The organism is Streptomyces sp. NPDC054834 (assembly GCF_053611185.1).
In genome coordinates, this window is record NZ_JBSGZV010000063.1 from 1 (window position 1) to 20,033 (window position 20,033).

General features: G+C 72.5%; 15 protein-coding genes and 1 pseudogene. 11 read left to right on the forward strand and 5 right to left on the reverse strand.

Going from position 1 to position 20,033, the window contains the following annotated elements:
• Window positions 1–51 precede the first annotated feature (51 nt).
• From ACWGJM_RS44095 to xseA, 3 genes are all read right to left on the reverse strand, one after another.
• Entirely contained in the window at window positions 52–642 is a 591-nt protein-coding gene (locus ACWGJM_RS44095) for a malonic semialdehyde reductase (RefSeq protein WP_453417411.1), read from the reverse strand.
• 132 nt (window positions 643–774) lie between these two features.
• Window positions 775–999 carry an exodeoxyribonuclease VII small subunit gene (locus tag ACWGJM_RS44100; RefSeq protein WP_453417412.1) on the reverse strand — a complete coding sequence of 75 codons (225 nt, stop codon included), beginning with the start codon at window positions 997–999 and terminating at the stop codon, window positions 775–777.
• Window positions 996–2,216: an exodeoxyribonuclease VII large subunit gene (xseA, locus tag ACWGJM_RS44105; protein ID WP_453417413.1), complete on the reverse strand. Its 1,221-nt coding sequence runs from the start codon at window positions 2,214–2,216 to the stop codon at window positions 996–998. Before xseA ends, ACWGJM_RS44100 begins: the two co-directional genes overlap by 4 nt.
• A gap of 72 nt (window positions 2,217–2,288) precedes the next feature.
• On the opposite strand from xseA, the gene ACWGJM_RS44110 reads away from it, so the two are divergent.
• Together ACWGJM_RS44110 and ppgK are read left to right on the forward strand one after the other, a co-directional pair.
• On the forward strand, window positions 2,289–3,305 hold the full coding sequence (locus ACWGJM_RS44110; RefSeq protein WP_453417414.1) for a 4-hydroxy-3-methylbut-2-enyl diphosphate reductase: 1,017 nt from the start codon (window positions 2,289–2,291) through the stop codon (window positions 3,303–3,305).
• A 51-nt stretch (window positions 3,306–3,356) separates the two neighbouring features.
• The gene (gene ppgK / locus ACWGJM_RS44115; protein ID WP_453417415.1) at window positions 3,357–4,127 is read left to right on the forward strand and encodes a polyphosphate--glucose phosphotransferase; all 771 of its coding nucleotides are present in this window, start codon (window positions 3,357–3,359) and stop codon (window positions 4,125–4,127) included.
• 9 nt (window positions 4,128–4,136) lie between these two features.
• Here the strand turns inward: ppgK and ACWGJM_RS44120 are convergent, their stop codons facing one another.
• The gene (locus ACWGJM_RS44120) at window positions 4,137–4,544 is read right to left on the reverse strand and encodes a DUF6542 domain-containing protein (RefSeq protein ID WP_453417416.1); all 408 of its coding nucleotides are present in this window, start codon (window positions 4,542–4,544) and stop codon (window positions 4,137–4,139) included.
• Window positions 4,545–4,891: 347 nt separating this feature from the next.
• Between ACWGJM_RS44120 and ychF the strand changes: the two genes are divergently transcribed.
• From ychF to ACWGJM_RS44135, 3 genes and pseudogenes are all read left to right on the forward strand, one after another.
• Window positions 4,892–5,980, forward strand: a complete 1,089-nt coding sequence (gene ychF, locus ACWGJM_RS44125) for a redox-regulated ATPase YchF (RefSeq protein ID WP_453417417.1) — start codon at window positions 4,892–4,894, stop codon at window positions 5,978–5,980.
• A 273-nt stretch (window positions 5,981–6,253) separates the two neighbouring features.
• Window positions 6,254–6,490: pseudogene (locus tag ACWGJM_RS44130) on the forward strand (hypothetical protein); the annotation flags it as partial.
• 445 nt (window positions 6,491–6,935) lie between these two features.
• Entirely contained in the window at window positions 6,936–8,771 is a 1,836-nt protein-coding gene (locus ACWGJM_RS44135; RefSeq protein WP_453417418.1) for a P-loop ATPase, Sll1717 family, read from the forward strand.
• Window positions 8,772–8,782: 11 nt separating this feature from the next.
• On the opposite strand, the gene ACWGJM_RS44140 is transcribed toward ACWGJM_RS44135, so the two are convergent.
• Window positions 8,783–9,925, reverse strand: coding sequence for an FHA domain-containing protein (locus ACWGJM_RS44140; RefSeq protein WP_453417419.1), 1,143 nt, complete (start codon window positions 9,923–9,925; stop codon window positions 8,783–8,785).
• A 103-nt stretch (window positions 9,926–10,028) separates the two neighbouring features.
• Here ACWGJM_RS44140 and ACWGJM_RS44145 point away from each other — a divergent pair, with 103 nt between their 5' ends.
• Genes ACWGJM_RS44145 through ACWGJM_RS44170 form a run of 6 tightly spaced genes read left to right on the forward strand, consistent with a single transcriptional unit; the run spans window position 10,029 to window position 19,721 of the window.
• Window positions 10,029–11,027 (forward strand): hypothetical protein, encoded by a 999-nt coding sequence (locus ACWGJM_RS44145; protein WP_453417420.1) that lies wholly within the window; start codon window positions 10,029–10,031, stop codon window positions 11,025–11,027.
• Window position 11,028: 1 nt separating this feature from the next.
• Window positions 11,029–12,534 (forward strand): hypothetical protein, encoded by a 1,506-nt coding sequence (locus tag ACWGJM_RS44150; RefSeq protein WP_453417421.1) that lies wholly within the window; start codon window positions 11,029–11,031, stop codon window positions 12,532–12,534.
• Window positions 12,531–14,189, forward strand: a complete 1,659-nt coding sequence (locus tag ACWGJM_RS44155) for a hypothetical protein (RefSeq protein WP_453417422.1) — start codon at window positions 12,531–12,533, stop codon at window positions 14,187–14,189. Before ACWGJM_RS44150 ends, ACWGJM_RS44155 begins: the two co-directional genes overlap by 4 nt.
• Window positions 14,186–15,205 (forward strand): NYN domain-containing protein, encoded by a 1,020-nt coding sequence (locus ACWGJM_RS44160; protein WP_453417423.1) that lies wholly within the window; start codon window positions 14,186–14,188, stop codon window positions 15,203–15,205. The genes ACWGJM_RS44155 and ACWGJM_RS44160 overlap by 4 nt, the downstream gene beginning before the upstream one ends.
• The gene (locus ACWGJM_RS44165) at window positions 15,202–16,275 is read left to right on the forward strand and encodes a hypothetical protein (protein WP_453417424.1); all 1,074 of its coding nucleotides are present in this window, start codon (window positions 15,202–15,204) and stop codon (window positions 16,273–16,275) included. The genes ACWGJM_RS44160 and ACWGJM_RS44165 overlap by 4 nt, the downstream gene beginning before the upstream one ends.
• A complete protein-coding gene (locus tag ACWGJM_RS44170; RefSeq protein WP_453417425.1) occupies window positions 16,272–19,721 on the forward strand; it encodes a hypothetical protein in 3,450 nt (1,149 codons plus the stop codon). The genes ACWGJM_RS44165 and ACWGJM_RS44170 overlap by 4 nt, the downstream gene beginning before the upstream one ends.
• The last annotated feature ends 312 nt before the right edge of the window (window positions 19,722–20,033 follow it).

Here is a 20,033-nt window from a genome sequence, read left to right on the forward strand (position 1 = left end):
CCTTTCGTGTGCCGTGCGGCGGTGCCGTGCGGCACCGTGTCGGGCTCGGGCTCAGACGGTGGTGACGACCTCGTCGTACGCCAGTCGCGGCGAGCGCGGGTAGGAGGCGTTCTCGCCCGGCTTGCCGATGTTGACGATCATCAGCGGGGTGTGGTCGTCGTCGAGGAACTCCTTGCGGACGCCCTCGGGGTCGAAGCCGGTCATCGGGCCGGCGGCCAGGCCGGCGGCGCGGACGCCGACGATGAAGTACGCGGCCTGAAGGGCGGCGTTCAGCGCGGCGGAGCGCTCACGCACCGGGCGCTCGGCGAAGAAGGCGTCCTTGGCCTGCGGGAAAGCCGGGAACAGGGCCGGCAGCTCCTCGTGGAACTCGTTGTCCGCGGCGAGGATCGCGACCAGCGGGGCGGCGGCCGTCTTGGCCCGGTTGCCCTCGGACAGGTGCGGGACCAGGCGCTCGCGGGCCTCGGCGGAGCGGACCAGGGTGACGCGCAGCGGGGTCTGGTTGAAGGCGGTCGGACCGTACTTGACCAGGTCGTAGATCGCCTGCACCTGCTCGTCGGTGACCGGCTCGTCGGTGAAGGCGTTCGCGGTACGGGCCTCACGGAAGAGCAGGTCCTGGGCGGTGGGGTCAAGAACGAGTGACATGACTGAACTCTCTGGAGATGACGTCCGGATCCGGGGCGCGGACCGGCTGACGGCACGACAGTACGTCAGTGGAAGTTCAACCTTCAACAAATATCAGGGCGTCGTGATCCGCTTCACAGCCCTCCGCCGCGCCTACTCCTCCGCTTCCGCCTTCTCCTCCTCGGCCAGCGCCGCGTCCAGCCGGGCCCGCGCCCCCTCCAGCCACCGCCGGCAGACCTTGGCCAGCTCCTCGCCCCGCTCCCAGAGCGCCAGGGACTCCTCCAGACTCGTACCGCCCGCCTCCAGCCGCCGAACGACCTCGATCAGCTCGTCCCGCGCCTGCTCGTAGCCGAGCGCCTCATCCACCTTGCCGGTCATCCGCCCATCCCTGTGTCCACTCGTACGGAGAACTCACCCTCGGCGACCCGCGCCCGCAGCGCCTCGCCCGCCGCGACCTCGCCCGGATCACGCACCGCGTGCCCGTCGGCCTTCTGGAGCACCGCGTACCCGCGCTTGAGGGTCGCGGCCGGGGAGAGGGCCACCACGCGCGCGTGCGTGTGCGTCAGCTCGGAGTCGGCGCGGTCGAGGAGATGGCCGAGGGTACGGCGACCGCGGTCGACGAGGGACGCCACATGGTCGGCGCGCTCGTCGACCATCCGGTGCGGGTCCTCCATGCAGGGCCGCGCCAGCGCATGGGCCAGCCCCCGTTCCTCGCGCTCCACCAGCGCCGTGGCGCACCGCCGTGCCCGGTCCCGCAGCTGCCGCACCCGGTCGAGCTCCTCGCCGACGTCCGGCACGACCTTCTTGGCGGCGTCGGTCGGCGTCGAGGCCCGCAGGTCCGCCACATGGTCCAGCAGCGGGTTGTCCGGCTCGTGCCCGATCGCCGACACCACCGGCGTACGACAGGCGGCCACGGCCCGGACCAGCTGCTCGTCGGAGAAGGGCAGCAGATCCTCCACGCTGCCACCGCCGCGCGCCACGATGATCACATCGACGGCGTCGAGCTCGTCGAGCTCCTTCACCGCCTGCACGACCTGCGGTACGGCATGCACGCCCTGCACGGCCACATTGCGCACCTCGAAGCGGACCGCGGGCCAGCGGTGCCGGGCGTTCTCCAGCACGTCCCGCTCCGCCGCGGAGGCACGGCCGCACACCAGTCCGATCAGCTGCGGCAGGAACGGCAGCGGCTTCTTCCGCTCCACCGCGAACAGCCCCTCGCCCGCCAGGGTCTTCTTCAGCTGCTCCAGCCGGGCCAGCAGCTCCCCGACCCCCACCGGCTTTATCTCGGCGGCCCGCAGCGACAGCTGCCCGCGCGGCGCGTACCACTCCGGTTTCGCGTGCACCACGACCCGGGCGCCCTCGCCGACGACATCGGCGACGGCGTCGAACACCTGCCGGTAGCAGGTGACGCTCACCGAGATGTCGTACGACGGGTCGCGCAGCGTCAGGAACACCACCCCGGCGCCCGGCCGCCGCGACAACTGGGTGATCTGCCCCTCGACCCACACCGCGCCGAGCCGGTCGATCCAGCCCCCGATGAGCCGCGAGATCTCGCCGACGGGCAGCGGGGCGTCCGCGGACGTGTTCACAGCCATGCGGTCGAGCGTAACGGCCGGTACCGACAACGCGGGACGCACGCGATCTACGGCCCCGGACGCGGCCTTACGATGGGTGGCATGACTGCTTCGCCTGGCCGCCGTGTCCTGCTCGCCGCCCCCCGTGGCTACTGCGCGGGTGTGGACCGCGCCGTGATCGCCGTCGAGAAGGCCCTGGAGCAGTACGGGGCCCCGATCTATGTCCGGCACGAGATCGTCCACAACAAGTACGTCGTGCAGACCCTGGAGAAGAAGGGCGCCGTCTTCGTCGAGCGGACGGAGGAGGTGCCGCCGGGCAACATCGTGATGTTCTCCGCGCACGGTGTCGCCCCGGTCGTGCACGAGGAGGCCGCGCGCGGGCACCTCGCCACCATCGACGCCACCTGCCCCCTGGTCACCAAGGTCCACAAGGAAGCCGTCCGGTTCGCGAACGACGACTTCGACATCCTCCTCATCGGGCACGAGGGCCACGAGGAGGTCATCGGCACCTCCGGCGAGGCCCCCGACCACATCCAGCTGGTCGACGGTCCCGAGGACGTCGCCAAGGTCGAGGTCCGCGACCCGTCCAAGGTCGTCTGGCTGTCCCAGACCACGCTCTCCGTCGACGAGACGATGGAGACGGTCGACGCCCTGAAGGAGAAGTTCCCGCAGCTCATCTCCCCGCCGAGCGACGACATCTGCTACGCCACGCAGAACCGCCAGCTCGCCGTGAAGCAGATGGGCGCCGAGGCCGAACTCGTGATCGTGGTCGGCTCCCGCAACTCCTCCAACTCCAAGCGGCTCGTCGAGGTCGCCAAGCTCGCCGGCGCCCGCGACGCCCGCCTCGTGGACTTCGCCGCCGAGATCGACGAGGCCTGGCTGGAGGGCGTGACCACGGTCGGCGTCACCTCCGGCGCCTCCGTGCCGGAGATCCTGGTCGAACAGGTCCTGGAGTGGCTCGCCGAGCGCGGCTACGGGGACGTGGAGATCGTCAAGGCGGCCGAGGAGTCCATCACCTTCTCCCTGCCGAAGGAGCTGCGCCGCGACCTGCGCGACGAGGCGGCCGCCCTGGTGGCGGAGCGGGGCGGTTCCGGCACCCCGCAGGCGTGAGCGGCGTACGTCCGTGACGTGACCGCCGGCCCCACGTCGTAGCGTGGGTCCATGCAGATCTTCGGTGTGGACATCGGCGGATCCGGGATCAAGGGCGCTCCCGTGGACCTGGAGAGGGGCGATCTGGCCCAGGAGCGATGCAAGGTGCTCACCCCCCATCCGGCGACGCCGGACGGGGTGGCCGACGGCGTCAAGCAGGTCGTGGAGCACTTCGGCTGGACGGGCCCGGTCGGGCTGACCTTCCCGGGCGTGGTCACGGGCGGGGCGACGGTGCGTACGGCGGCGAACGTCGACAAGAGCTGGATCGACACGGACGCGCGCGCCTTGTTCAGCGGGCGCCTCGGCGGGCTGCCGGTGACCGTGGTCAACGACGCGGACGCGGCGGGCGTCGCCGAGATGGAGTTCGGCGCGGGCCGGGACCGCCGGGGCACGGTCGTCCTGCTCACCTTCGGCACCGGCATCGGCAGCGCCGTCTTCGTCGACGGCACCCTCCTCCCCAACACCGAGCTCGGCCATCTCGAGCTGCACGGCCACGACGCGGAGAAGCGGGCCTCCAGCAAGGCCAAGGACGACCACGAGCTCACCTGGGAGCAGTGGGCGCAGCGCGTGCAGAAGTACCTCGCCCACGTCGAGATGCTCTTCTCCCCGGAGCTGTTCATCATCGGCGGCGGCGTCAGCCGCAAGGCGGGCAAGTTCCTGCACCTGATCGAGGGCATCAGGGCCGAGATCGTGCCCGCGCAGCTCCAGAACAACGCGGGGATCGTGGGGGCGGCGATGCGGGCGGCGAAGGACGGGCAGGAGGCCGCACCGCTGCCGGTGTGAGCCTCGGCCCTACCGGTGCCTCAGGGTCCGGCTGCGCACCAGCCGGACCCGCCGTACGAGCACGATCGCACCGGCGACGAGCGTCCCCCCGTACAACCACCCCGCCTGTGTGGCCAGCGCGGTCACCAGCCCCATGAGCCGGCCCCCCATCCCCCCGGCACTGTCGGCCACGGGGACCAGCCCCACCGCGAAGGCGATCGGCGCGACCACCGGTGCGGTCAGCAGGTCGCTCCCGCGTACCCACAGCGCGGTCACCACGCACACCGGCAGGAACAGCACCCCGTACAGCGTCAGGGACGCCCCGAACAGCAGCTGGTCGAGGCAGCCCAGCAGGAGCATGACCGCACCGCCGAACAGTCCCCCGCCGAGCCCGGTCAGCCGGGGATTCGGCAGCCGCCGTAACTCGGCCGCCGGCACCGGCGCCGACGTCTGCCGTGCCCCCGGCGCCTGCCCTGCCGCCCCCGGGGCGGGTCGTCGTTCCTCCCCCGGCCGGCTCCTGACCTGCGGTGGGAATGACGTCGGCGGTGAGCCGCGCCGCGGTCCGTGTCGCCCGGGTGGCGTCCTGTGTTGCTCCACTGGACCAACCTAGGTCGTTTTATGTGCCGAATAGCCCATCTGACACGCCGGTGGGCCGAGCTTGTGCAGGCGTTCGACGCGGCCACCGGGCGAGTGCCGGGACGCCGTAGACTGGTGGATCGGCCGGTCCAGTCCTGGCCCCTCACCCCTGGCAGCCTCTGGCCCTCTCACCTTCGGGAAGTCGCAACGTGTCGCTCACGATCGGAATCGTCGGTCTGCCGAATGTCGGCAAGTCGACCCTGTTCAACGCCCTGACCAAGAACGACGTGCTGGCGGCCAACTACCCGTTCGCCACGATCGAGCCGAACGTCGGCGTGGTCGGCGTCCCCGACCCCCGTCTGGCCGAGCTGGCCTCGATCTTCAAGTCCGAGCGGATCCTCCCGGCCACCGTCGACTTCGTCGACATCGCCGGCATCGTCCGCGGCGCCAGCGAGGGCGAGGGCCTCGGCAACAAGTTCCTGGCGAACATCCGCGAGTCCGACGCGATCTGCCAGGTCATCCGCGCCTTCAAGGACGAGAACGTCGTCCACGTCGACGGCAAGGTCTCGCCGAAGGACGACATCGAGACGATCAACACCGAGCTGATCCTCGCCGACCTCCAGACGATCGAGAAGGTCCTGCCGCGCCTCCAGAAGGAGTCGCGGATCAAGAAGGACGTGGCGCCGAAGGTGAAGGCGGTCGAGGAGGCCAAGGAGATCCTCGAGAAGGGCGACACCCTCTTCGCGCACGGCATCGTCCAGGGCACCGAACGCAACGAGCTCCTGCACGACCTGCACCTGCTCACCACGAAGCCGTTCCTGTACGTCTTCAACGTCGACGAGGACGAGCTGGTCGACGAGGACTTCAAGAACGAGCAGCGCGCCCTGGTCGCCCCCGCCGAGGCGATCTTCCTCAACGCCAAGCTGGAGGCGGACCTCGCCGAACTGGACGAGGACGAGGCCCTCGAACTCCTCCAGTCGGTCGGCCAGGACGAGCCCGGCCTCGCCACCCTCGCCCACGTCGGCTTCCGCACCCTCGGCCTCCAGACCTACCTCACCGCCGGCCCCAAGGAATCCCGCGCCTGGACCATCAAGAAGGGCGCCACGGCCCCCGAGGCGGCGGGCGTCATCCACACCGACTTCCAGAAGGGCTTCATCAAGGCCGAGGTCATCTCCTTCGCCGACCTGGTCGAGACCGGCTCGGTCGCCGACGCCCGCGCCAAGGGGAAGGCGCGGATGGAGGGCAAGGAGTATGTGATGCAGGACGGGGATGTGGTGGAGTTCCGCTTCAACGTGTAGCGGGTGGCAAACCACCACGTCGCTGATCTGGCAAACATGCAGGTCAGAAAGGGTCCGGCTCTTCGGAGCCGGGCCCTTAGTTTTTCCCGTGCTGGGATGGTGCTGGGCTAGCTGATGCCTCGCCACCTGTCATGTGCGCTTCAAGATTCAGGGTTCGGCAGGGTTGCCCGTTGCCTCTTCTGTTCGCCGTTGGGCTCCGTCTGTTCCTTGCTGTGGCTGGAATCGATCGATCGGGGCCAGGTGATCGGGAAGGGCGGGAGAATGAGGTTCTGTGTGATCTACGCGCTCTACGACAACCACGTCGCCGAACTCCTCGACCAGGCCGTCTACCACATCGAGCACCTGCGCCTCGGGCTCAGCGACGCAGCCAACGTGGACCGGGCCGAGGAGACCACGCTCAGCGTGCCGTGCCGAGCAAAGGCACTGCCTGTAGGGCGATCCCGTCCGGCTCCCCGCCGGGCGTTGGCTCGGATCGGCCGACTGTGTGCCTCAGCGCAATGTCGGCCCTGATCAGGGCAATAACAGCCGGCACACGCAGCTCCCCGCCTGAGCCCCGGCATGCACGGCTTGAGCGAGATCGAGCGCCTGGCCGTGCTCGCCGGACAGCCGTCGTGACCGTCCCGGCCGCTCGGGCGGCCGGGATGACCTATCACGCCATCGGATGTCATCGTGCTGGGCTGGCTGATCGCACTCCTGCTGTCGCTGACCACCGGCTCGGGGCGGGCTCCCTTGGCCTGAACTACGTCGACCACGCCGGATTCTGGCTGGGCGCTCCTGTTGTCCGTCTTCGCCCAGTTCTCCAGGGCGGACACCGGTCAGGGACACGGGCACTCGTGGAGGCACGCGGACTCATGGCGGAGCCGCCGATGTTCCGCTTCAATGCGAGACGCGGAACGAAAGGTCCGGACTCCCGGCGGGTCCGGCCCTTGACCGGGGGATCATCGGGGGGGCGCGCGTGGAGTTGGCAGGCGTTTCGGTCGGGCGGTTGTTCTTCGGGCGGGACGATGCCGAGACCGATCTCAAGGACGGTCTGTTGCGCGGGGCGGTGTTCCGGCCCAACCATGCCTACGAGGAGGTGCTCTCGGGGCGGAAGTCGCTGATCATCGGGCGCAAGGGGTCGGGGAAGAGCGCCATCTGCCGGCAGTTGGCGACAGCGGACGGGCATCCCGGGGCCTCCGTGCTGATCACGCCCGACGACGCCGCCGGTGACGAGATCCGGCGGTTCGAGTTGCAGGGGGTCACCGCCGACACCGCCAAGTCGCTGATCTGGCGGTACGTGTTCGCGGTGCACGCGGCACGGCACCTGACCGGCCACGCGCGTACCGGGCACCACCGGCGGCGGCTGCCGTCCGCGGTCCGGGCGCTGCGCCGGTTCCTGCGGGCCAACGGGGAGTACGACGACTCCCGGCTCTACGACCGGCTCCGGCGCGGCGCGAGCGGGCTTCAGTCCGCGAACCTCTCCCTCAAGGCGTTCGGCGTGGTGGAGGCCGCGTTAGGGGTCAACGGGGCGTCCGAAGGGGCGCGGGCGGGCAGACAGCTGGAGGTCCTGGAGGACGGGGTCGCCGCCGCCTTCGCCGAACTGGGCTGCGACGGCTCCCATCCACCGCTGCTCTTCCTCGTCGACCAGCTCGAGCAGGTGTGGACCGTGGACGCCGACAGCCACGCCCTGGTCGCCGGGCTGCTGCTCGCCGCCAAGCACGTGACCGGGCACTACGGCAGCGCCGTACGGACCGCGCTGTTCCTGCGGTCCGACATCTACGACACCCTCAACTTCAGTGAGGGGGACAAGTTCCACAGCGACGAGATCAGGATCAGCTGGAGCCGGAAGGGCCTCGAGGACGTCGCCCTCGCCCGGGCCAGGGCCTCGCTGGGTGTCGAGATCGGCGAGGAGCAGCTGTGGGAGGAGGTCTTCCCGTCGGTGGTGCGGGGTGAGCCGACTGCCGACTACCTCTTCCGGCGCGCGCTGCCCCGGCCCCGGGACGCCATCCAGTTCCTCAACGCCTGCCGCGGTGTGGCTCATGAGCGGGGCGGGCCGTGGATCACGGAGGCGGACGTGCTGGCGGCGACGGAGCGGTTCTCCCGGTGGAAGTTGCAGGATCTGGCCAAGGAGTACCTGGTCAACCACCCCTTCCTGCGGTCGCTGTTCGCCATGTTCGAGAACAGCGGGCACGTCGTGACGCGGGAGGAGCTGGCGAGCCGGTTGGAGGCGCGCCGGGACGCGCTGCACCGGGACTACCCCGATTACACGGACAGTCTGACGGTACGGGGCCTGATCGACGTGTTGTACGGGGCCGGGTTCCTCGGGGTGCGGCGCGGTGACGGGGTGGTGTACTCGGGCGGAAGCCAGGCGCCCCCGGGGCCGGAGGAGGATGAGTTCCATGTGCACCCGTGTTTCCGGCCCGCTCTCAACAGCTTGGTGTCACCGTCGGGGGTGACGGCCAACCGGGAGGTACAGCTCCTGGACAGGGTGGCCGAGGCGGCCGGGCGGGTGCAGCGGCTGCTCGCGCGGTCGGAGCTGCCGGAGGCGGAGGCGACGGCCGTACGCCTGACGCTGCACCGGGTGCTGAGCGAGGTGGACGACGCCCGTGACCTGCCACGACGGGGATTCCGGCTCGACGCCCGACGGAAGGTCCTGGGCGCCGCCGGTGACTTCGGGGAACTCGCCGCGTGGCTCCACGACCGTCAGGTCGGCCACTTCATCACCCGCCGCCTGGAGGACGAGGCGCGAGGCCTGGTCCGCGCGGCCGGCGGGGCGGAGGGCACCGGAGGCGGCTCGTCGTCCGGGGGCTGAGGCGCCGCCTCTCAGTACATCCGCGTGACCGCCTCCGCCCCCTCCCCGCTCGGCGGCTTCCGGCGCTGCCATTCCTGGGCCAGCTCCGCCGGGAAGAGCCGCCCGCTGCGGGCCAGGACGACGCCCTCGGTCAGCTCCAGTTCGTCCCCGGCGCGGAAGTCGCGCGCGGTGCCCTTGGGGAGGTCGCGCCAGGGCCCGGGGCCCGATTTGCCCGTCGCCCGCCACCGGGTGCCGAAGGAGCTCACGTCGGTGGCGCGCACGGCACCTCCCGCGACCCGCAGTTCCACGTGGGCACGGCTGACGAGGGCGGCCAGGTCGGCGGGGAGCAGGTCGTGCAGGGCGATGCCGTCGGGGTCCGGCTTCCGGCCGATCCGTACCGTCGAGCCGTCCTCCAGGGTGAAGCGGCCCGCGACCCGGTCGGCGACCAGCAGCTTGACCTGGGCGGTGGCGGTGCGCGGGCCGTCGTCGACCAGTTCGAGACCGTGGTGCTCGCAGGTCGGGACGCCGCGCCGCATACGGGGCAGCAGCACCAGCGCGCCCCTACGGGTGTCGTACACGGTGCACCGGCGGTCCGGGCAGCGCCAGTTGCGCAGCACCACCTCGGAGCGAGGCCTGCGCCGGGGATCGAGGAGGCCCTGCTTCTTCAGGACCGACTCCTCCTTCTTGCGGGAGATCTGTGCCGCGGTGGCCACTCCCATGTCCAGAGGCACGAGCCGGACGGTGCCGTGCGGTCCCGGTACCGGCTCCAGGAAGTCGTCGGTGTTGCCCTGGAGGAAGGGGAAGTCGTCGCGGGCGTCCCGGTAGCGGTCGCCGGTGATGACCGGGATGCCGGTCATCTCGCACAGCTCCAGGACCCGTCCGTCCGCGTCGCCCAGCTCCTCGACCAGGCCGAGCCGCACCCACTTCGCCAGCAGGTGCACGTCAGCCGGGTCGGTGAACTCGTGGCGGCCGCCGCCGTGACGCAGGCTGCGATCGGCTACGAGGTACAGCTTGACGTCCGGGTCGCGGGCGAGCCGGGCGGCCGCGTCGATGACGAGGGCCAGGCGGCGCAGCGAGCGCTGGCCGGGCTCGCCGAGGTCCTGGCGGCGCACCACGTTCGAGAGATCGACGAGGAAGCACGCCTTTTCGAAGTCCGCGGTCAGATGCTTCTCCACAGGATTCCCCCGCTTCCCCGAAAGTCCCTACGCGCCCGCTGATGTGATGTTAATTACTTTATTGGGCAGTGGTCTTGGGGATCCGGAAATGCGGGGGGCGGATATGACCGAGTGGGGTTCGCTTGCGGACGAGACGCCGTCCGGGGGACGGCAGCAGGCGGCCCCGCCGCCCCCGGCCGCCGACGACGAGTGGGGCAGTCTCGACGCCGCCGGCCCGGGTGGTTCGGCCGGCCGGGGCGGTCCGGCGGACGGCCCCCCCGGGCCCAGGGGGCGGCGGCCCGGCCCGTCCGCACCTTCGGCGGGCGTACCGGTTCCGTCACCGGAGGTCGTCGGCTCCCTGCTGACGGCCGGTGAGACGCTGTGGGCACAGGTCGACGGCACCGACGCGGTGCTCGGCTCCGGCTGCCCCGTCACGGCGGTGTACGACGACGAGCCGGACGGCTTCAGCGGCTGGCGCCCGGTCACCGTCGTCGACCCGTCCCAGCTGATCGTGCGCCCGGTGCCGCTGTCCCTGGCCGAACCGCCCGTGGGCGCGGCGACCTCCGTCGCCGAGCTCTACACCGACACCGAACCGCCGGACACCGGCGAGCCCCGGCGCACCGCGCGCTTCCCGGTCGGGCAGGGACCCGACCTGGACGCCCTGCTGGACCGGGCGGTGGCGGAGGAGCGGGAGCGGGTGCGTACCGAGGCCGCCGCCGCGGCACGCCGCGCCCAGGAGGAACTCGCCTACGCGCACCGGGAGCTGGCCGAGCGGACCGAGATCGTCGAGCGCGGCGCCCGGATGCGTGAGGAGCGGGCCGAGGAGGCGGTACGGCGCGCGCGGCAGGAAGCCGACCGGCGGCTGGCCGAGGCCGAGAGCCGGGCCGACCAGCGGATCGCCGCCGCCGAGGCGACGGCCCGGCGGGAGGTCGACGACGCCCGCAACCAGGTGGCGCAGGCCGTCCAGCACTGGCAGCACCGGGCACAGCAGGCGGAGACCGAACGGCGCCGCGCGGCCGAGGAGTTGCAACGCGCCAACCGGACGAGTACGCAGCGGCTGGTCTTCCTGGGAGTACTGGCCGTGATCGCGGTCGTGCTCACCGTCGTCCTCAAGGGAGCGTGACGTGAGCGAACACGGTGACGACGTCGTAGGCCACGACGGCGAGATCGACAGTGACGTCGAGGACACCGCCGCCGACGGGAACCTCGCCGCGGGGGAGCGGAGCCCGGGGGAGCGGAGCCCGGGGGAGCGGGGGTCGGGGGAGCGGAGCCCGGTCCCGGCGCCCGAAACGCCCGTGCAGGTCCAGGAGATGGAGACGCCGGAATTCGTCGCCGTCGCCGTCCCCGAGATCGCCGTCCGCTGGGACCAGGACCTGGCACCGACCCTGCGCGAGTGCGTCGACGAGCACGGCAGGCCCGAACGCGACGATCTGATCGCGGAGTTGCCCGCCCTCTGGCACAGGGTGGACTCCGCCCTGCAACGGCTCGGGCCCGGATGCCTGGTGACCGAGTCCGTACGGTACGACGCGTACGAGGGCTGGCAGGTCGCCGCGCTGCCCCGCTACGACCTCGAGGGCGGCATCGAGTTCCACGACCGGCGCGAGGTCGCGCCCGCCCCCCGGGACCGGCGTGCCCTGGTGCAGGCGCTGGTCGACGCCGTGGCCGAGCGGCCCTGCCTGGACCTGCGGGACGCGCTCCAGCTGCTCGGCGTGTTCGCCGGCACGTTCCCGCCCGGCCTCGACGCGGTGTGCCACCGGCTGCTGGGCCATGACCCGCGACAGGGCGTGGCAGCGGGCATGGCACCGCTGCACGAGGCCCTCGCGCGCCGCGCCCCGGACCGCGTCTCGGCGACCTGTTACCAGGAGAGCGCGGTGGGCTCCCGCAAGGCCAAGGGTGACCCGGGCACCGACAACGAGGACGCGGCGGGTGCCGGCCGGGGCGCCTCGGGCACGGTGCGATGCGCCGTGTTCGACGGGGTGACCGGCGACGGGGACGGCTCCGGCCGGATCGCCGCCCAGGCGGCACTGCGGCAGGCCGAGCGGCTCTGGCGGCTGGAGGAGGATCTGCCGCCCCGGCAACTCGTCGACGAACTGGACGCGTCCGTCGGCCGGACCACGGAGACGGGCAGCGCGGCGGCCGTCCTGGCCACGGTGCGCCCGGACGGCACGGCGAGCCTGGTGTCCGTCGGGGACGTGGAGGCCTGGCTGGTGCGGCCCCTGCGCGGACCGGCACCCGGCGGGCCGCCGCCGCGTGAACTTCCGTACGCGGCATGGAAGCTGACCCCCGCCCACACCGGCTACGCCGAGCGGCTGCGGGTCAGCCCGCACGCCCACGGCGACGGGTCCGCCCTGGTCAACTACCTCGGCAACGGCCCCGGCCGCTGGACGCAGACCACCGTCGCCCTCGCCCCTGGAGACCTGCTGCTGCTCGCCTCGGACGGGGCGACGGAACCCGAGCGGGACCGCTGGTTCGGCGCCGTACTGGCCGAACTGGCCGCAAAACTGGAGGAGTCGGGGCGGCCGCTCGCCCCGGCGCTGGCCGCCGCCCTCGTCCAGCGGGCGGAGGCCCTGGGCGGCTGGGACAACGCCACGGCACTGGTGTGCGGGATCGGGGAGGCGAAGGACGCATGACCACTGAGGACATCAAGCTCGGAGTGGACCGGCCGCAGGTCCATGTCGGCGACGAGTTCTTCGTGTCGGTCGCCCCGCGCGTACTGCGCCGCGCCGACCGGATCGCGGACGGCATCGCCTATGTGCTCGCGGTCGACGACAGCTGGTCGATGGGCATCAAGGCGAACTCCTCCACGGACGAGTTCGCGGACCCGGACGACCCGCGGGACGCCAGCCGCAAGGACGTGGCCGAGTCCGGGGTGCGCGAGCTGGTCGCCGCGCTGCCCCCGCACGCCGGGGTCGACGTGCTCACCTTCGCGCAGAACGCGGGCCTGCGCTTCTCCGGAACGGCGGCCGAGCTGCGCGACAAGGGCAGCTGGAACGGCAATGTCGAGGACGAGCGGCGCTGGACCAACATCGAGGGCGCGCTGCGGGAGGGGTACGCGCAGCTGGGCCGGCGGACGGCGGCCGCCCGCCGGCTCGTGCTGCTCAGCGACGGGCTGCCCAACTTCGGTGCGACCGACCCGGGGCAGCTCGCCGCGATCGCCCGGGAGGCGGCCGGTCGCGAGCTGCACACCGACGTCATCGGTATCGGCGAAGGCGCCGACTACGCCCTGCTGGAAGGGCTCGCGCCGACCGGGATGACCGCTCACGTGTCCTCCCGCGCGACCGCCGCCGAGAAGATGCGGGAGATCGCGTCGAGTTTCGCGGCCTACAGCCGGGACGTGGTCGCGGGCAGCGCCGAGCTGTCCCTGGAGATCAACCCCTTCATCCAGGTCGTCGCCGTCTACCAGATCGACCCGGTACGCCGGCGCCTCGACAGCGTGGTCTCCGACGGCGGAGGACGGCGCCCCAGCCGGGTGCGGCTCACCCTGGGCGCGGTCGGCGCGGGTGACGAGGGCCAGTTGCGCTATGTGCTGAAGCTGCGGGCGCCCGACCGGACCAGTACGACCGCGCTGCTCGTCGCCAAGGCGACCGGGCGGCTCGGCTCGGGACCCGAGGCGCGGGAGCTGGCACCGGTGACGACCGACGTATGGGTCGTGAACGACCCGTACGCCCAGATCCTCCGCCCCGACTACGGCCGCGAGGTCGCCGCCGCGGAACTCGAACAGGACATCAACAACCGGGTCGCCGCGGCCGGTTCCGCCACCGAAGAGGAACGGATCTACGAGGAGGGAGTGGAGCGGGCCCGCAAGATCCCGGACCCCCTGCTGATCGCCGCCTTCCAGCAGGCGGTCGGCGGACTGCGCGAGGGGATGCAGTCGAGGGACGTGCTCAACGAGTCCCGCGCCTCCTCCAGCCGCAGCAGCTCCAGCCGCAACAAACGGGACTGGTTCAAGGACATCGAGGTCGAGCCGCCCGACACGATCCGCGAACACCGCAAACAGCGCAGCCTGTTCGACGATGACGACGGCCAGTACGGCGACGGCCAGTACGGCGGGGGATCGTACGGTGGCGGCGGATACGGCGACGGCCGGTACGGCTCCGAGGACGGCGGAGGATACGGCGACGACGCGTACGGGCCCGAGGACGGCGGCGGATACGGTTCGAGCGGCGGCAGCGGCCGGCACTCCTACGGTGACCCGTACCGCGGCGCACCGGACAGGGGCCAGGACCACGGCGGCCACGGTGGTGCCGACGCCCCGACCCAGCCGCCGCGCCGGAGCGGGTCATGAGCGTGCCCGTCATCATCGACGCGTCGAACGTGGCCGCGACCAGCCAGACCCCGTGGCCGTTCTCCCGGGTCGTCGACGTACGGGAGGCATGGCTGCGCCGGCATCCGGGCGCGGATGCCATCGCCGTCCTGGACGCGACCGTCCGGCCCCACCTGGACGACCAGAAACTCGTCGAACAGGCCGAGCGCGCCCGCTGGCTCCAGGTCCACCAGGGTGACGCCGACGACCGGATCCTCTCCCTCGCCGACCAGTACGACGCGGCGATCGTCTCCGACGACAACTTCCGCTACGCCCGCCGTGAACACCCCTGGCTCCAGGGCAACAACTCCCGGGTGTGGAGCGTGCGCCGGATGCGCGGCGAGGTCATCCTCAGCCTGCGCCACCTCGGCGTGGCCACCGACGAGGAGATAGAACGCGACCGGCTCAAGAAGCTCCGCAAGGCGGGCCTGCTCCACCCCGGCTCCGACAAACGGTTCCGGCACGCCTCCGACACGTCCGGCTGCGTACACGCCGACGAGGAACTACAGCCCCGGCACGTGCACAAGCAGGGCGCCCGCTGGTACTGCCGCCTGTGCTACTTCGACGTCAACGAGATCCTCGCGGCGCCACCCCCCGCTCCCGCCTCCGGCACCGGCCCGGTCCGGGTGACGGTACTGCACGGCCACCGCACCCGGGACACGCTCACCGTGCCCCCCGAGGGCCTGACGCTGGGCCGGCCCTCGCGCAGCCACCCGGAGGTCACGGTCATCACCGCCGGACTGGACGAGGAGCAGGCCCTGGAGATCTCCCGCGCCCATGTGCGGATCTTCCTCGACGACGACGGGAAGCCCATGGTCGAGCACATCCCGAGACCCGACCAGAACGCGTCGTTCCTCAATCCCGAGCTCGACTTCCGGGGACGCCCGAAGTCCTCCCGGCTCGCCACCAGAACGCCGTACGCACTGGAGGAAGGCGACGAACTCTGCCTCGGGCCGGGCACCGTCCGGCTCCGGATCGGTTTCGGGAGCGACTCGTGACCACGTTCGTACCGCAGTGGGTGTACGCCGACAGCCCCGACGAGTACGGCTCCCCGCGCAAGGCCTGGGTGCCCGCCGACTTCGGGATGGACGGGCGGTTCGCCACCGTCCAGATCCTCTCCCGGGGCGGCCAGGGGTACGCCCTGCTCGCCAAGGACCGCTGGTCCGGCGGAGACGTCGTGGTCAAGGGCATGTGGTGGCCCGAGACGGCCCTCGGCGACCCACGCAACGTCCTCGCCCCCCTGTCCCAGCACCAGAAGGCACGCCGGCAGGGGCTGCACGCCGCCCGGCAGGCGGCCCAGCTGACCCAGCAGTGCCCCGTCGTGATCAGCGTGGAGTCCCAGCCCTCGCCGTCGCTTACCGAGGCCGGCCACCCGCAGCCGCAGATCGAGAGCTTCCTCGTGCAGCAGTTCATCGGACAGCAGGGCGGCGCCTCGATCACCCTCCAGCAGGACATCGACGCCCGGCGGGCCGAGAACCGGCCCTACACCGCGGACGAACTCCTCGACCTGGCCGAGCAGTTGTGCAACACCCTCGCCGCCCTGCACGCCGACCGGCACGAGGACGACAAGTCCTCCAAGGGCTGGATCCACGCCGACATCAAACCGGAGAACATCCTGGTGCTCGGCCCGCCCGCCCGCTATGTCCTGATCGACTACGACGCGGCCGTGCGGATCGGCGGACGCGTCGACACCACCACCGCCGCCTACGCGCCGCCGTCCGCCGAGGGCACCGACGAGCCGAGCGAGAAGTCCCCCGCGGCCGAGCGCTTCGACATCTACATGCTCGGCGCCACCCTGGCCCACGCGGCCGCCCTCCAACGCCTCTCCGAGGAGCACCGCCGCCTGCTGTACGCGGAGAAGGCCGCCTACGAGGAAACCGCCCCGGCCCGGAGGTTCCTCACCAGGCAGGGCTACGGGCCGGTGCTGACCAGCGCCCTCATCACCTGCCTGTCCGCGCGGACGTACCGCCTCGCCAACGTCGACCGCGTCCGCATCGACGTCGCCCGCGCCCGCAGGGTCACGGCCCTGCAATCGGCGCTGAGCACCCTGGGAGGCGGACCCCGATGACCGCGAACGCCACGTTCGGCCGGCTCCTCACCCGGATCCGCGGCCGTTCCGGACGCCACTGGGAACCGCACACCGTGCAGCTGCGCCCCGGGCATCTGCGCTCCTCCGGGGCGAACGCGCTGCGCGCCACCCGGCTCGTCAAGGACGCGGAGGAAGAGGCCTACGGCGCGCTGCGGCTCTTCCCCAACGTCAGGGACCGCGGGCGGGCGGCCGCGCTGCTCGCCGCGGGCAGCCCCGTCACACCCACGCTCGTGGACGTCGTCGACCACCCCCAGCTGCCGCCCGCCCTGATCACGGCCTGGGCGCCGGGCAACAAGAAGGTGCCGCTGCACGCGCTGCGGGACCGCGACGACCTCGACGCGATGCTCGCCGACGGGCACCGCTGGACACCCGCCGGAGCCCTGCGCACCCTGGTACCCCTCGGCCGGGCCCTGGACGACATGGCACACGCCGGATTCGTCCCCGTCGAGCTCTCACCCGACCACCTCGTGGTCAACTTCGGGTCGGTGGTCCTGGCGGGCATCGGCCGGCACGGCTACAGCCCGCTGGAGGGCCGCATGCCCGGCGCCCAGGGCATGTCCCTGCCGAGCGCGCTGCTCCTCGGCGGTGACGTGCCGAGCGCGGGCAGCGGGGACCAGGCCCTGGCGCAGTGGCGGGAGGTGCAGGTACGCGCCCTGACCCGGCTGGCCGGCTGGATGGCCTGCGGACTGCCGCCCGGCGCCTGGGGCCCGGTCGACGGCCCGGCCGACCTCTACGGCTACCTGGAGGCGGCCGGATTCCAGCGGGTGCCCGCGCTGCGCCCCGGGCGGCTCGCCGACACCCTCGCCCGCGCCGCCCACGACGAGGAACAGGCCCGCGCCCGCGCCGACCTGGCCGGGGCGGAGGCCCTGCTGGTCTACGACGACACGGCGCAGTACAGCGGCGGCGAGCGGCTCAGCATCAACCCCGAGTCGCTGCGTCTCGGCCTGCTCCACGAGCACGGCCCGAACGTGATCGCCGTGGCTGCCTTCGACCAGCGGCGGCTCAGCACCCGCGGCGCCACGCTGCTCTCCGGCGCGGGCTGGGTGCTGGTACCGCACGACGAGCTGGTGAACCTGGCCTGCCGGATCGCGTCCCACGCCTCGCGCGCCCGTGTGGTGGTCGCGGGCCGGATGACGGCCGCCGCCCTGCGGGAATTGCAGCGGGTGCGCGGCGGGCACGTCGAACAGGTCGACTGGGACGACCTGTCGGTCCCCTCGCCGCAGATCGCGGGCATGGCCGCCGACCGGCTGCCGTTCGTCACCGACCCGAATCTGGAGGAGTACTACGAGCAGGTCCTGGACAGCAGGGGCGGCGCGGCACGGCGCCGGCGCACCTTCGCCGCCGGCTGGACCCTGAGACTGGGCGGCGTCGACCGCACGATGGGGCCTTCTCCGCGCGCGAAACTGCTGGAGCTGCTGGCCGACTGCTTCGGCACCGACACGGAACTGCTGGTGGCGGTGCGCTCCCTCCAGAACGCGCCGGGCCTGCGCAAGCAGAACAGGCTGCTCGACGAGGCGGGCATGCGCCGCCTGGTGACCGCCCTGTCGGGCGTGCCCCGGTCCGCCTTCCGGGACTGCCTGATGTCGGCGCTGCTCGGGCCCGCGGAGCGTGACCTGTACGACGAGGCCGCCCGCCGGCTGCTGCCTGTGGCGGGCCGGCTCGCCGAGGTCTTCGACCCGCGCCGGGAGGTGGGCGCAGACGGGCTGACGATGGCCACCGCCCTGCGGGAGCTGGAGGGCATCCGCCGCGTCGGCCTCTACGGGCGGCTGTGCACGGCCGTCCCCGAGGTCGCGCCCGAGCGGCTCGCGGCCGCGGTCGCCGGCATGGACGACCCGCTGGTCGCGCTGCTCTCCCAGATCCCGGCGCCCAGCCTCCAGTTCCTCGCCGGCCGCCTCGACGACCCGCAGTTGCTCGACCTGCTGCGACCCCACCTGCACGGCGGGGACCAGGACCTGCTCGCCCGCTACACCCCGCAGATGTGGCGGCGGCTGCTCGACGGGCTGCGCCAGCCCGAGCACCTGACCGTGCTCGGGCTGGGCTGGGTGCAGATCGTGGACCAGGACACGGCCGGCGCGGTGGACGCCCGGGTGCTGCTCCAGATCGCCGCCGACGCCGAGGTGTCGGGGCGCGACGCGGTACGTGCCCTGCTCGGCACGGCCCCCGCCGACTGGCCGGTCGTGTGCGCCCACCCGGTGCTCGCGGCCCGCTGGCTGTCCGAGCAGGGCGACCTGGGCATCGCCGAGATCGCCGACCGCTTCCCCGACACCCGGGCGGCGCTCGCCCAACTCGGCACCGAGGGCCTGCGGCACGCGCTGGAACTCGGCCTGGACCAGACGGCGATGGCCCGGCTCAAGGGCTACGCCGACGGGATCGGCCACACGCTGTCCGATGTCGTCGCGGCCTTCAAGGAGCGCGGTCACGACACCGTGGAGCAGACCGAGCCGCTCGGCACGGCCGCCGCGGTCGCCTGGTCGCGCTGGCAGCTGGACCTGGGCAACGAGTTGGACTGGGTGATCGGCAACGTCGTACAGCGTCCCGAGCGGATCCGTGACTGGGCCGTGAACGGGCCCCGGCTGGCGCACCGCGTCGGCGCCGCCGTCCTCGGCCCGGGCACGGCCCCCGAGGTGACCGGGGCACTGGCGGCGGACCCGGTCCTGCTGCCGATGCTGGGCACCCTGGCCGGCCCCGCGCAGCGCACCGCTCTGCTGCGGCTGCACGCCGCCGATCCCGAGGGCGCCCTCGATCCGCGGGCCCGTCGTGAACTCCCGCTGATCCTGGCCTCCGACGACCCGCCGCTCACCCTGCGCACCCTGCTGCGCGAGGGACTCGGCGTGGTGGCGCAGCAGTATGCCGAGCGGTTCGGGCTCAGCCCCGAACAGCGCCGTGTGCTCGCCGAACTGGAACCCCTCACCAGCGAGTTGGCGCTGCGTTCGCTGGAGGCTGTGCTGTCCGTGGGAGCTCGCTGGGGGCTGCGGGTCGCGGTCACCGCGGCGGTTGTGGAACAGCGGCTGCCGGGCAGCGCCGAGGCGGTGAACCTGTGGGGGCCGCGCTGGCTGCCGCTGCTGGCGGGCCGCTCCGGGGAGCGTGTGCTGCGGCTGCTGATCGAACAGGGCGAGAAGCACGGCCGCCGCACCGACCGGCTCACCCCGTGGCTGCTGGCGGCCGGCGACGACGGACTCACGCTGGTCGAACGCTATGGCTCCGACGCCCTGGACCTCGTCCTGGCCACCGGCGCCGCGCCGGGCGAGGCCAGGCTGCTGGGCGAACTGCTGACGCTGCCGGGCCCGGGCCCCACCCTGTACCGCCTGATCACCGAGAACGGCCTCCCCCCGGAGACCTGGCCCCGCACGGCCCGCCTGCTGGCACACGGCGAGCAGCCCGAGCGGGTGCTGCTACGGCTGTGGAGCAGCACGCCGACGAGGTGAGCCATGGCGCGGCACGGCCGCTCCCCCTGAGGCCTGGTGCCGCGCGGCCCGCCTGCTGGCACACGGCGAGCAGCCGGAGCGGGTGCTGCTGCGGCTGTGGAGCAGCACGCCGACGAGGTGAGCCATGGCGCCGCCTCCCCGCGAGGCCTGGCCCCGCGCGGCCCGCCTGCTGGCACACGGAGAGCAACCGGAGCGGGTGCTGCCACGGCTGTGGAGCAGCACCTCGGTGAGGTGAAGCAGAGCAGGCCGCGCGATCACCGGGGCCATACCGACCGCGGGCGGCGCCGTCATCGGTGCCGCCCGGCGTCCGGA